Genomic DNA, 11842 nt, shown 5'->3' on the forward strand with positions numbered 1-11842 from the left:
CGATCCACCATCACAGCAGTTTTGCCCCGAAATTCCGTTCCGGGTCCATGTCGGCGACGAGACGGCCGGTGGGCTTGGCCGCCTCGCCGCCGCTGCGTGCCAGGAATTTTCCGCTGCCGGCATCGGCGAGGCACTTGTTGTCGTCGATGACCATCCGGCCGCGCGACAGCACCGACACCGGCCAGCCCTTCAGCTTGCGGCCCGCGAACGGCGTGTAGCCGGCGAGATCGTGCATCATCTCGTCCGCGATCACGGTCTCGCGGTTGGGATCCCAGATCGCGATATCGGCATCGGCGCCGATCGCAATCGAGCCCTTGCGGGGGTGCAGATTGTAGATTTTGGCAGGCGCCGTGGACGTCAGCTCGACGAACTTTTCCAGGCCCAGCCGCCCCTTCGACACCATCGCGTCGAACAGCAGCGGCAGCCGCAGCTCCAGCCCCGGCAGGCCGTTCGCGACTTGCTTGAAATTCGGATTGGGTCCAGCGCGCAGCTTGCCGGTCTCATCAAAGCGATACGGCGCGTGATCCGACGAGATGGTCTGGAGATCGCCGAGCGCCAGCGCCTGCCACAGCGCCTCCTGGTCTGCATGCGTGCGCGGCGGCGGGCTGCACATCCACTTGGCGCCTTCCGCGCCGGGCTTGTCGAGATCGTTCGCGGTCAGGAACAGGTATTGCGGACAGGTCTCGGCAAAAACCTTCAGCCCCTGCCCGCGGGAGTCACGGATCACTCTGGCGCCTTCGGCGGTCGAGACGTGGAAGATCATGATCGGCTGGTCGATCAGCGCGGCCATGCCGATCAGCCGCGTGAAGGCTTCGGCTTCCGACACGCGGGCATGGCTAACGGCGTGGTATTTCGGCATCGTGTATCCGCGCGCGAGCAGGCGTTTCACCATCCAGGCGATGATGCCGTGATTTTCGGCATGGGCGCACAGCATCGCGCCGGACTGGCGCGCGGCGAGCAGGATGTCGAGCAACGGCTCGTCGTCGACCTTGAGGCGGTCATAGGTCATGAAGATCTTGATCGAGGCGTGGCCCTGCTTCACCAGCGCGGGAATGTGCTCCTCGACCGTCTCCTTGGTCGCGTCCGCGATGATCATGTGAAAGGCGTAGTCGATCACGGCGCCCTTCTTCGCCAGCGCATGATAATCCTCCACCACCTGCGGCAGCTTCATGCCGACATGTTGGGCGGCGAACGGGATCACCGTCGTGGTGCCGCCAAAAGCGGCAGAGACAGTCGCGCTCTCGAACGTATCGGCGTTCATGATGCCGGCAGCGGACAGCTGCTCGATATGGGCGTGGCTGTCGACGCCGCCGGGCAGCACCAACTTGCCGCGCGCGTCGATCTCGCGCTTGGCCGCCGGAAGCCCGCGGCCGACCGCCGCGATGGTCTCGCCGGAGATGGCAACGTCGGCCTCGAACACGTCGGTGGTGGTGGCGACGCGTCCGCCGCGGATGATCAGGTCGTAGGTGGGTTCAGTCATGAGGCACTCCGTGATAGGCTTGGGCAAATGCTCTCCATTTCGCAGGAAGACCATCATGTCCCGGCCGCGCATTCTCGTCATCAATCCGAACTCCAACCCCGCGGTCACGCAGGGGCTGGAGGACGCCTTGAGGCCGCTCGGTTTCGAGGGTGGACCGGAACTGGTCTGCCAGACGCTGGCCGAAGGTCCGTTCGGCATTGAGAGCCAAGCCGATGTCGACGGCGTCGCGATGCCGCTGCGACGGCTGGTGGAAGGTGACAACAGCTCGGCTGCCTTCGTCATCGCCTGCTACAGCGATCCCGGTCTTCAGGTCTGCCGCGAAGGCACCGAACGGCCCGTGTTCGGCATTGCCGAGTGCGGCGTGCTGACGGCGCTCGCCCGCGCCGAAACGTTCGGCGTCATCGCCATCGCGCAGCGCTCGATCCCGCGTCACATGCGCTATCTCAGGCAGATGGGACTGACCGATCGCCTCGCCGGCGAGCGGCCGCTCAATATGAGCGTTGCGGAGACCGCTTCGGGCGAAGGCACGCTGGCGAGGATGATCGACGTCGGCCGCGCACTGCGCGACCAGGACGGCGCCCGCGCCATCGTGATGGGCTGTGCCGGCATGGCACGGCACCGTCGCCCGCTCGAAGACGCGCTGGGCATCCCCGTGATCGACCCGACACAGGCGGCCGTCAGCATGGCGCTGGGTACGGTGCAGTTCTCGGCTCACTAGGCGTCCTTCAGCTCTTTGGCGTCCTGCCGCGCGCGCCATTGCGCGTGGCTCTCGCGCGTCAGCGAAAAACATCCCGCTGGGTGGTGTAGAGATTGCCGAACATGCGGCCGATCGGGCGGTAGGCGTCGAGATCGACATACATGTTGGCCTCATTTACGAGGCCCTCGCGGGCGTGAACCCTGAGCACCTCACCGACCAAGAGTTCGCGATCCGGAGAGAAGTTCAGCACCACATGGCGGCGGCATTCCAGCGCAAAGGGCGCAGCAGCGAGCCGCGGCACTTTCACATCGACTGAGGGAAGAATCGCAAGCCCGGTCGCAGCGACCTCGCTGTCGCCGGAGGGGAAATCGACCGCGCAATCGTTCATCGCGACCGACAGCGCCTCGTCCACCATGTGCACGACGAACTCGCCGTCGCGATGGATGTTGCGGGTGGTATCCTTCGGGCTGTGATCCGGCTTGTGCTGAAGACCGAGCACGATCAGCGCGGGGCTCTCGGAGAACACATTGAAGAAGCTGAACGGGGCCGCATTGACCGCCCCGTTCTCGTCCAACGTCGTCACCAGCGCGATCGGCCGCGGCACGATTACGCCGCAGAGCAGCTTGTAGCGATCGCGCGGATCAAGCTCGCGCAAGGAAATGCCATGATCCGACATCGGCGTCATTTCTGCGGCGGCGGCACCGCGCCGGTTTGGCTGGTGATCAGGCCGTAATGCTCGATCCGGCGATGCTGCGCGAAATTGAAGATCGTGGTCTTGCCGAAATTTGTGGCGTCGAGATCGCAGGGATGGACCAGAAGCTCGTCGTCCTCCGTCCTGGCTTCCGCGACGATCTCGCCGTTGGGATCGACGATCAGGCTGCCGCCGAACAGCGGATGGCCATCCTCATTGCCGGCCTTGGCCACCGCGACGACCCAGGTCGAATTCTGATAGGCGCCGGCCTGCACGGAGAGGCGGTTGTGAAACAGGCGCTTCTCGACGCCCTCCTCGCTTCGCTCCGCATTGACGGAGGGCGTATTGTAGCCGATCAGCACCATCTCGACACCTTGCAGGCCCATGACGCGATAGGTCTCCGGCCAGCGCCGGTCGTTACAGATCGCCATGCCGATGATGCCACCCAGCTCGCGCCAGACGTTGAAGCCGAGATCGCCCGGCTCGAAATAGCGCTTCTCCAGATGCTGGTGCGAGCGCTTGGTGTCGTACTCCACATGGCCCGGCAGATGGACCTTGCGATATTTGCCAACGATCTTGCCAGACTTGTCTGTCAGGATCGCCGTGTTGAAGTGATGGCCGTCCGGCGTCAGCTCCGCATAGCCGAAGTTCATTGCCATCCGGTGCTGCGCCGCGCGCTCGAACAGCGGCTTCGTCGCCGCGTTCGGCATCTCGCGCTCGAACCAGATGTCGAACTCGGCGCGGTCCTCCGCGTACCAGCGCGGGAAGAACGTCGTCAGTGCCAGTTCCGGATAGACGATAAGGTCGACGCCTTTGGCCTTGGCTTCGTCCATCAGCGCGATCATGCGCTTGACCACGGCCTCGCGGCTGTCGGCCTGCTGGATCGGGCCCATCTGGGCGGCGGCGACATTGACGATACGCATCAGCGATTTCCCGGTGATCTCTTGGAGGAAGTGAAAGCTTCAACGAATTGCCGGCGCCTGCAACATAACGCGGCACCGCCGATGGTTTCCAGCCGGATGGGCTGGACGGCTTGCAAGGCGTGATCGGCGCTCATCGGTGCTCCTCGTCGGCAATATCGAGGCCATGGTCGAGCGCATCCAGAAGCTGGTCCGCCTCGCGGTCGGAAATGACGAGCGGCGGTGCCAGGAACAGCGAAACCTGCTCGCCGCTGGTTCCGATCACCGCGCCGGCTTCCAGCGCCCGCGTCGCGACGCGCGAGGCGATCGGCACTTCGGTGGTGTCGGCGCGCCAGGAGCGCCAGTCCGGTCCGTGCAGCTCCACCGTCCAGTGCAGCCCCTGCCCCGCTACGCGCTGCACGCTGGGATGTTTCTGCGCGATCGCGAGCAGACGGCGGACGAACAGCTGTTCGAGGCTCTTCACATGCTCGAGAATCTTCTCTTCGCTGACGACCTTCAGGTAGGCGCTGACCGCGGCCATGCTGATCGGATGGCCGCGCAAGGTGCCGTAATTCTGCCAGCTCGTGCCCTTCAATCGCTCGACGATCTCCTTCGATACCACGACTGCAGCGACGGCGGCGGCACCACCGCCAAGCGATTTTCCAAGCGTCACGATATCAGGACGGCTTTGCGCGCCCTGAAACGCGAACCAGCGCCCCGCACGCCCTGCACCGGTGACGACCTCGTCCGCGATCCAGTATGATCCAGCCTCTCGCGCGCAGCGGGCGACTTCGTCCTGATAGGCGCCGTCGTAATAGATGCCGCCCTGGGTGTAGTCGATGATCGTCGCCGCGGTATCCGACAGCAGACGCGTGGCGTCGGCCAGATATTCGCTCGGTGGCTTGTTGTTGGCCGGCCCACCGTAGATCGCGCCATCCGGCGCCGGCAGGATTCGCACCGGCGCCATCGGCGCCGGCAGCTTCGAGCCGCCTGCATGCACCGCGAGTCCGCCGTGCCATTGCGGCTGCACCGTCATGCTGCGCGACAGACCCGTGATGCCGTGATAGGCGCGCTCGCGCGTCGCCAGCGCGGAGCGCTGCGTCAAGGCCTGGCAGAGCGACAGCGCCATGTCGTTAGCCTCGCTGCCGCTGATGCAGAAGCGCACCGCGCCGACCCAATCGTCCTCGCCCTTGAACGCAATGGCCATCAGATCGTCGGCGGCCTGCTCGCGACCGACCCAGGTCCAGCCCTCGTTGACCACGGGCGTGTCCGCCGCCCGGCGGATCGCCTCCACCATCGCGGGATGACGGTGACCGAGACCGCCGCCGGTGTTGCTGCCGTCGATGAGCTTGCGGCCGTCCGCAAGATGAAAATAGACGCCCTCGCCGCCGACCACAGCCATGGGCGCGCTGTCGCCCGCGTTCAGCCCGGTTCGCAACAATCTGCTCATCGCAATCCCTTCACTCCGCAACTTCAGCGCCGTAGCCACCGCCGCCGCAAGTCTCGACGGTGACGAGATCGCCTTGCTGCAGCACGAGGTTGGATTTGCCGTCGATCGCGACGTTGGCGCCCTGCCTGACAAGCGAGATGCGACAGGCCTTGCCGGGTTCACCGCCCTGCATCCCGAATGGCGGAATCACCATGCGCTCGATGCAGGTCGTCAGATGCATCGAGGGCGCCAGAATGCGATAGGCGCGCACGACGCCATCGCCGCCGCGGAAGGCGCCGGCCCCGCCCGATCGCCGGCGAATGGCCTGCTGCTCGAGGCGGATCGCGTAGTTCGCCTCGATCACCTCGACCGGCGTGTTGGAGGTGTTGGACAGATGCACCCGGGTCGCCGAGATGCCGGCCCGATCGTGCCGCGCGCCTTCGCCGCCCCCGTGGACCTCGTAGAGCATCTTCCAGGAACCGTCCTGCCGCGGCTGCGCAAAGAACAGGACGCCCGCGGTGGTCGCGCCGCCCGCGGACAATCGTTCGGGGATGGTGTCCTGCATGGCCCGGAAGATCGCATCGACGATGCGCATCGACGTCTCGTGGTTGCCCGCGGCGACGGAGGCCGACCAACCCGGCTCCAGGATCGAGCCCGGGCGGGTGATGATGGTCAGGGGGCGGAGCGCACCGGCATTCTGCTGCATGTCGCGCCCGCTCATGATGCGCGCGGCATAGGCGACGGCCGAGCGCGCCATGAACGGCGTCGTGTTGCAGAAATTCGAGACGCGGTCGCAGCTCCCCGAAAGATCGAAGGTCGCCTCGTCGCCGGCAATCGTAATCCTGACGTGGATACGCGCGGGCGCGTCGTTCACGCTGCCGTCGTCGAGATGGTCTTCGCCCTCGTAGACCCCGTCCGGCAACGCGCGGATAGCCTCGCGCATCTCGATCTCGGAGAGGTCGTGCAGGCGCGACTGCGTCGCGGTGAACACCGCCTTGCCGTGCTCGCGGCAGAGGTCGACGATGCGCCGCTCGCCGGCCTTGGTCGCCGCGATCTGCGCGAGCAGATCGCCCTCGCAGGATTCGGCGTCCCGAACATTGGCCTTGAGCAATTGCACGATCGGCGCGTTGATTCCGGCTGAGGTTGCGATCAGCACCGGCGGAATGCGCATCGCCTCCTGGAACGTGTCGATCGCCTTGGCAAAATAGCTGCCGGGCCAGGTGCCGCCGATATCCGGCCAGTGCGCGAGGCTGACCGCGAACGCCACGATCTCGCCATCGACAAAGACAGGGCGGACGACCTTGACGTCGTTGAGATGATTGCCGCCGAGCGCGCCGACATTGTAGATCAGCACGTCACCGTCGTTCAGGCTGTCGCGCGGCACCACCTTCAGCAATTCGGGGACCGTGTAAGCCATCGCGCCCAGATGGATCGGGATGTCGCGGCCCTGCCCGACCAGGCCGCCATGGCCGTCCGTGATCGCCGACGACAAATCGCCGGCCTCGCGCAGCAGCGGCGAGCGCGCCGAGCGCGTCATCACCAGGCTCATCTCCTCGGCCGCAGCCGAGAGCCCGTGCCTGATGACCTCGACGACGAACGGATCGAGCTTCACGTTGCCCTCCGCGTCAGGAACAGATTGCCTGAAACGTCCGGCCTCGCCTGCCAGCCCGACGGCACCACCACCGTCGACCACGCGTCTTCGATGATGGCCGGGCCGTTGACGGTGTCGGTCAGCGAGGCGCGGTCGACGATCCCTGTCGCGATCTCGTGGAAGCCGTCGAACGAGCAGAGGCGCGTGCCTGATGACAGCGCCCTCGCCGCCGTCGCCGGCCGGCCCACCACCGTTGTCGACGGCCGACACGCCTGTACCCGCACGGATTCGATGACGCAGGGCTCGCTCGTCGCATAGCCGAAGAGTTCGTGATGCCGCGCCAGAAAATCGCTCTTGAGCCTGATCACGTCGAGCGGCAGTGCGAGCGGGATTGGAATGGCGTCGTTCTGCGCCGCGTAACGCATCAGCGCCACCAGCTCGACTTCGATCTCCGCCTTCGCGACACCGTTGGCGATCAGGGGCGCCGACGCATCGTCAATGAGCGCCCCAATGCGCTCCGACACGCGTACGAGATCGATGCCGTCCAGACCGGCGCGCAGGGTCTGCTGCTGCAGGAAGCTGAAATCGGCGGTGAGACAGCCCAGCGCCGAGAACGCGCTCGATGCGCTGGGCACGACGACCTGCGCAATCCCGTAGAGATCGGCGAGGCCCGCAGCATGCATGGGGCCGCCGCCGCCGAAGGCGAGCAGCGTGCAGTCGCGCCCGTCGATGCCGCGCTCGACCGTGACGCGGCGCAGCGCGCGGGCCATCGTCGCGTTGGCGACCTTGATGATGCCGAGCGCCGTTTCGGTCAGGCTCAGCCCCAACGCCCGCGCGATCGGCGCGATGACGCGCTTGGCCGCATCGATGTCGATGCCGATGCGGTCGCCAAGCTTCGTTTCGGGATTGAGATAGCCGAGCACGGCGTTGGCGTCGGTGATGGTTGGCTCGCTGCCGCCGCGGCCGTAGCAGGCCGGACCCGGCTCGGAACCGGCACTCTCCGGCCCGACCGTCAGGCCACCCGGGCCGTTGCGCACGATCGATCCGCCGCCCGCCCCGATGGAGTGGACCGCAAGCATCGGCTGGCGCAGCGGCTTGTCGCCGAGCATGCGGCCGTCGGTCATCTCGGCCTGGCCGTCGACGATCAGGCACACGTCCGTCGTGGTGCCGCCCATGTCGAAGGTGAGCATGCGCGGCGTGCCGAGCTGGCGCGCGATGCTGACCGACGCCGAGACGCCGGCGGCCGGGCCCGACATTGCCATCACAAGCGGGCGACGCTTCACCGCGGAGATCGGGATCATCGCGCCGGCGGAATGAAACACCTGCAGGCCGGGGCCAATCGGCAGGCGTTGCTCCAGCTCGCTCAGATACTCGACCGCAATAGGCATCGCGGCCGCGTTGAACACGGTCGCCGAGGTCCGCTCATACTCGCGTGCCTCGGGGTTGACCTCATGTGACAGCGAGACATGGGCGACGACGTCCTTGAGGCGCTCGCCGAGCACTTTTTCGTGCACGGGATTGGCATAGGCGTGAAGGAGAGCCACCGCGACGCTCTGAACGCCGGTCTCCTTCAGCCAGGCCACCAGGCGCTCGATCTCCGCTTGTTCCAGCGACTTCAGCACCCGTCCCTCGTGATCGAGGCGCTCGGCGAGCCCGAAGCAGCGCTCAGGCGGCACGAGCGGCGGCGATTTCGGCGGAACGTCGAGACGGTAGAGATCGCGGCGGCGATAACGCGCGATCTCGAGCACATCGGCAAATCCCTCGGTCGCGACCAGCGCCACCTTCGGCAGTCGGCCCTCGACGATGGCGTTGGTCACGCGCGTGGTGCCGTGGACGAAGCGCCTGACCTCGCTTCTGCGCAGGCCCACCGCCTCGATCGCCTCCAGCATCGCCTGAACCGGAGCGTCGGGGCGCGACGGCACCTTTGCGATCCGCGCCTCCGATGAATCGCGCCGGATCGCGATGATATCGGTGAAGGTGCCGCCGATATCGGTGCCGACCTCCCAGTGATTTTCGGAGGAGCTCATGTGCGGGGGCAGCGACGGATGAGGTCCGAACCGGACGCCGGGCTGTTACCGTCCATCGCGACATCCAATGCCCAACCGAGAGCGCTCATCATGCATCCCTTGTCTTGCCATTGTCCGCGAGTGTGCGACAGAGCGGTCAGGTCGGGATAGAGCCAGGTTTGTCGCAAACCACCGGGCCGGCGCCGCGAGCTGCAAGTTCGGTTGCACGTTTTGGTGCAGCAGTGCCCGCGCGGAGAGCATGCAGATGTCGACAGCTGGACACCAGCAGAGTGCATCGCACCACGGATTTTTCGGCGCAAACCGTCACGTCCGTTGCACTGCAATCCGAACATCCAAAATCACCTGTCTAATTTGCAGGCGATCGAGGGGCGCTGCGCGAGGTTCGGATGCCCATGAGCTATGCACGGCAGGCGGCTCAGCCCTTCTTTATTGTACGGTCAGTAAGCGAGGATATCGTCCGGTCCAATCGATGGGCGACAGCGCAACCATCCGTTGGGACCAGCTCGTTAGAAACCATCGAGATTCGGACGTCCTGCGTTGAAAGTCGCGATCGCGGGCCAGATATTGCCTGAACCCGCCAGTCATGTTCGGATCGACCATCGCCTGCATGCCCTTCTTCCGGCTCAACGACGACCATATGAACCCCGATGATCTCGGGGATTTCGATCCTGAAACCGTGCCGCGCACCGTCGCCGCGTTCGGGGGCCACATGGTCACCAAGGGCATGGAGCTGGCCATGCACGAGCATCGCAAGGACGAGCTCGTCCTGACCATGCGTGGCATCGTCAGGCTGGAGGCCGGACACGGCGTCTGGATCGTCCCGCCGCGCTGTGCGGTGTGGATTCCCGGCCATGTTCCGCACAGCGTCAGCGTCGCTGGCGACGTCGAGATGCATTGCCTGTTCGTCGAACCGGATGCGGTGCCGGCGCTTCCGCGGCAATGTTGCACGCTGACCATCTCGCCCTTGCTCGAGCATTTGCTGGTGCACGCCACCCACATGCCGGTCATGTACGATCCCGACGGCGCCGACGGCAGGATCGCCGCGGTGCTGCTCGACCAGCTGTCGCTGGCCCCCGCCGAAGAGCTGCGCTTCCCCATGCCGGCCGATGCCAGGCTGCGCCGGATCGCCAGCGCGATGATGACCGATCCTTCCGATCGCGCGACGATCGAGGATTGGAGCCGGCGCATGGCCGTCGCCCCGCGCACCCTCACCCGCATCCTGCAACGCGAGACCGGCATGAGCTTCGGCCGCTGGCGCCAGCAGCTCCACATCCTGATCGCGCTTCAGCGCCTCGACCAGGGCGCATCGGTCCAGGCCGTGGCGCTCGATCTCGGCTATGAGGGGGCCAGCGCCTTCGTCACCATGTTCCGCAAGGCACTGGGCAAGCCGTCGGCGCGATATCTGGCCGAACGCCGCATCGGCGCACACTGACCGGAATTCGCAATCGATTGTCCCGTTCGCGGAATGCGGTCTGAGGGACCATTTCGTATCCAGGCTCCGAAGCGCCCGGCGGGCGCATTGCAAGGAGCCGACCGACATGGATTCACTCAGCAAGGGCGTCGTCGCCGACGTCCTCCATCGTCTTCATCAGGAAGCGGAGATCGCCGACGGCCAACTGTGCAAACCTTCGCGAACGAAGCGAAGAGCCGGGATGAGATCATCAGCAAGGCCATCGCGGCCGAGAGCCGCGATCTGAACGAAGTCTATCGCGGACTTGCGGACAATTTCCTGAGCGTCTCTCCGCGGTTCGGACGCTTCCTCTACATGTGCGTCCGCGCCTCCAAGGCACAGCGCATCGTCGAGTTCGGCTCCTCGATGGGGATTTCCGCGATTTACATGGCGGCGGGCTTGCGCGACATCGGTGGCGGCCGCCTGATCGGGACCGATCTCGAACCCGGCAAGATCGAGCGGGCGCGGGCGAATCTTGCCGCCGCGGGGCTCGCCGACCTCGTCGAGTTCAGGCACGGCGATGCGCGCGAAACGCTCAGCTCCGGCCTTGGCGACGAGATCGACATGGTGATGCTCGATGGCGCTTTCACTCTCTATCTTCCCATTCTCAGGCTGCTGGAGCCGCACTTGAAGCGCGGCGCGCTCATCGTCGGCGAGAACGCGCTCGAGGAAGCCTCGGGCTATATCGACTACGTGCGCGATCCCGAGAACGGTTACCTCTCACTGTCGCTGCCGTTCGAGCCGGGACGCGGCAACGAATTCACGATCAAGACCAGATGATCGGCATGGCGGTGAACCCTGCGATGGAGCCAAACTTGAACGAGCCTGCTCACGAGCCACAAACGTCCGAGCCATCGCGGGCACCGCAGGGACGGGTCACGCGGATGTTGCTGCGATGGCTGATGCGCCCTGCGCGCGTTGCCGGCATCAAGACGCTCTCGCCGCACTTCCGGCTCGTCGAGCTCGAAGGCGAAGCGCTCAGAAACGTCGCCTGGGCGGCCGGCGACAAGATCCAGGTCGCGATGGGCTCGGGCCTGAGCGCGCGCACCTATACGCCGATGTCGTGGGACGCCGGCAACGGCAGAACGCGGCTGCTGGCCTTTGCACATGGCGAAGGCCCCGGCAGCCGCTGGGCTAGCAGTTTGCGCGAAGGTGACAGTTGCCAGTTCTTTGGTCCACGCCGCTCGCTCGACCTTGCCGACCTCCAAGCGCCCATCGTTCTGTTCGGCGATGAAACCTCGTTCGGCCTTGCGGCGGCGTTGCGCGACAGCCTGCAGGCTGGCGGCGCGCTCCATCTGTTCGAAGCCGCTGATATCGCGGAGTCGAGACTTGTGCTGGACTCCATCGGCCTCGGCCACGCCAGGCTAATGGCACGCAGCGCCGATGACACCCATCTTGCAACCGCCGAATCCGAGTTGCTCCGCCTTGCCGCAAACGGCGCACAGTTCGTCCTGACCGGTAAGGCATCCTCGATCCAGCGCGTCGGCCGCGCCTTGAAGGCCGCCGGCGTCGCATCATCGCGGATCAGGGCAAAAGCCTATTGGGCTCCGGGCAAGACCGGCCTGGACTAGAGAGGAG

The 11842-nt window shown here is 65.8% G+C and carries 9 protein-coding genes and 1 pseudogene; 4 read left to right on the forward strand and 6 right to left on the reverse strand.

Annotation, left to right across the window (positions count from 1 at the left end; all coding sequences use genetic code 11):
* Positions 1–10 precede the first annotated feature (10 nt).
* Positions 11–1480 (reverse strand): dihydropyrimidinase, encoded by a 1470-nt coding sequence (hydA, locus tag XI03_RS39905; protein WP_271595190.1) that lies wholly within the window; start codon positions 1478–1480, stop codon positions 11–13.
* A 55-nt stretch (positions 1481–1535) separates the two neighbouring features.
* Here hydA and XI03_RS39910 point away from each other — a divergent pair, with 55 nt between their 5' ends.
* Positions 1536–2198, forward strand: coding sequence for an aspartate/glutamate racemase family protein (locus tag XI03_RS39910; RefSeq protein WP_038947936.1), 663 nt, complete (start codon positions 1536–1538; stop codon positions 2196–2198).
* Here the strand turns inward: XI03_RS39910 and XI03_RS39915 are convergent.
* The 5 genes and pseudogenes from XI03_RS39915 to XI03_RS39935 all read right to left on the reverse strand — a co-directional run bounded on the left by XI03_RS39915 (position 2195) and on the right by XI03_RS39935 (position 8814).
* Positions 2195–2862: pseudogene (locus tag XI03_RS39915) on the reverse strand (flavin reductase family protein). The gene XI03_RS39910 and the pseudogene XI03_RS39915 sit on opposite strands and share 4 nt — an antisense overlap.
* Positions 2859–3791 carry an N-carbamoyl-D-amino-acid hydrolase gene (locus tag XI03_RS39920; RefSeq protein WP_271595191.1) on the reverse strand — a complete coding sequence of 311 codons (933 nt, stop codon included), beginning with the start codon at positions 3789–3791 and terminating at the stop codon, positions 2859–2861. The pseudogene XI03_RS39915 and the gene XI03_RS39920 overlap by 4 nt, the downstream one beginning before the upstream one ends.
* A 130-nt stretch (positions 3792–3921) precedes the next feature.
* Positions 3922–5217 (reverse strand): class-III pyridoxal-phosphate-dependent aminotransferase, encoded by a 1296-nt coding sequence (locus tag XI03_RS39925; RefSeq protein ID WP_271595192.1) that lies wholly within the window; start codon positions 5215–5217, stop codon positions 3922–3924.
* Positions 5218–5227: 10 nt separating this feature from the next.
* Positions 5228–6808 carry a hydantoinase B/oxoprolinase family protein gene (locus XI03_RS39930; RefSeq protein ID WP_271595193.1) on the reverse strand — a complete coding sequence of 527 codons (1581 nt, stop codon included), beginning with the start codon at positions 6806–6808 and terminating at the stop codon, positions 5228–5230.
* A complete protein-coding gene (locus XI03_RS39935) occupies positions 6805–8814 on the reverse strand; it encodes a hydantoinase/oxoprolinase family protein (RefSeq protein WP_271595194.1) in 2010 nt (669 codons plus the stop codon). The genes XI03_RS39930 and XI03_RS39935 overlap by 4 nt, the downstream gene beginning before the upstream one ends.
* 583 nt (positions 8815–9397) lie before the next feature.
* Between XI03_RS39935 and XI03_RS39940 the strand changes: the two genes are divergently transcribed.
* The 3 genes from XI03_RS39940 (at position 9398) to XI03_RS39950 (ending at position 11835) form a co-directional block, all read left to right on the forward strand.
* A complete protein-coding gene (locus XI03_RS39940; protein WP_271595195.1) occupies positions 9398–10246 on the forward strand; it encodes an AraC family transcriptional regulator in 849 nt (282 codons plus the stop codon).
* A gap of 186 nt (positions 10247–10432) precedes the next feature.
* Positions 10433–11044, forward strand: a complete 612-nt coding sequence (locus XI03_RS39945) for an O-methyltransferase (RefSeq protein WP_271595196.1) — start codon at positions 10433–10435, stop codon at positions 11042–11044.
* Between the two features lie 122 nt (positions 11045–11166).
* Positions 11167–11835 carry a siderophore-interacting protein gene (locus XI03_RS39950; protein ID WP_271595197.1) on the forward strand — a complete coding sequence of 223 codons (669 nt, stop codon included), beginning with the start codon at positions 11167–11169 and terminating at the stop codon, positions 11833–11835.
* Positions 11836–11842 lie beyond the last annotated feature (7 nt).

The organism is Bradyrhizobium sp. CCBAU 65884, assembly GCF_028128835.1.
Taxonomy (GTDB): domain Bacteria; phylum Pseudomonadota; class Alphaproteobacteria; order Rhizobiales; family Xanthobacteraceae; genus Bradyrhizobium; species Bradyrhizobium ottawaense.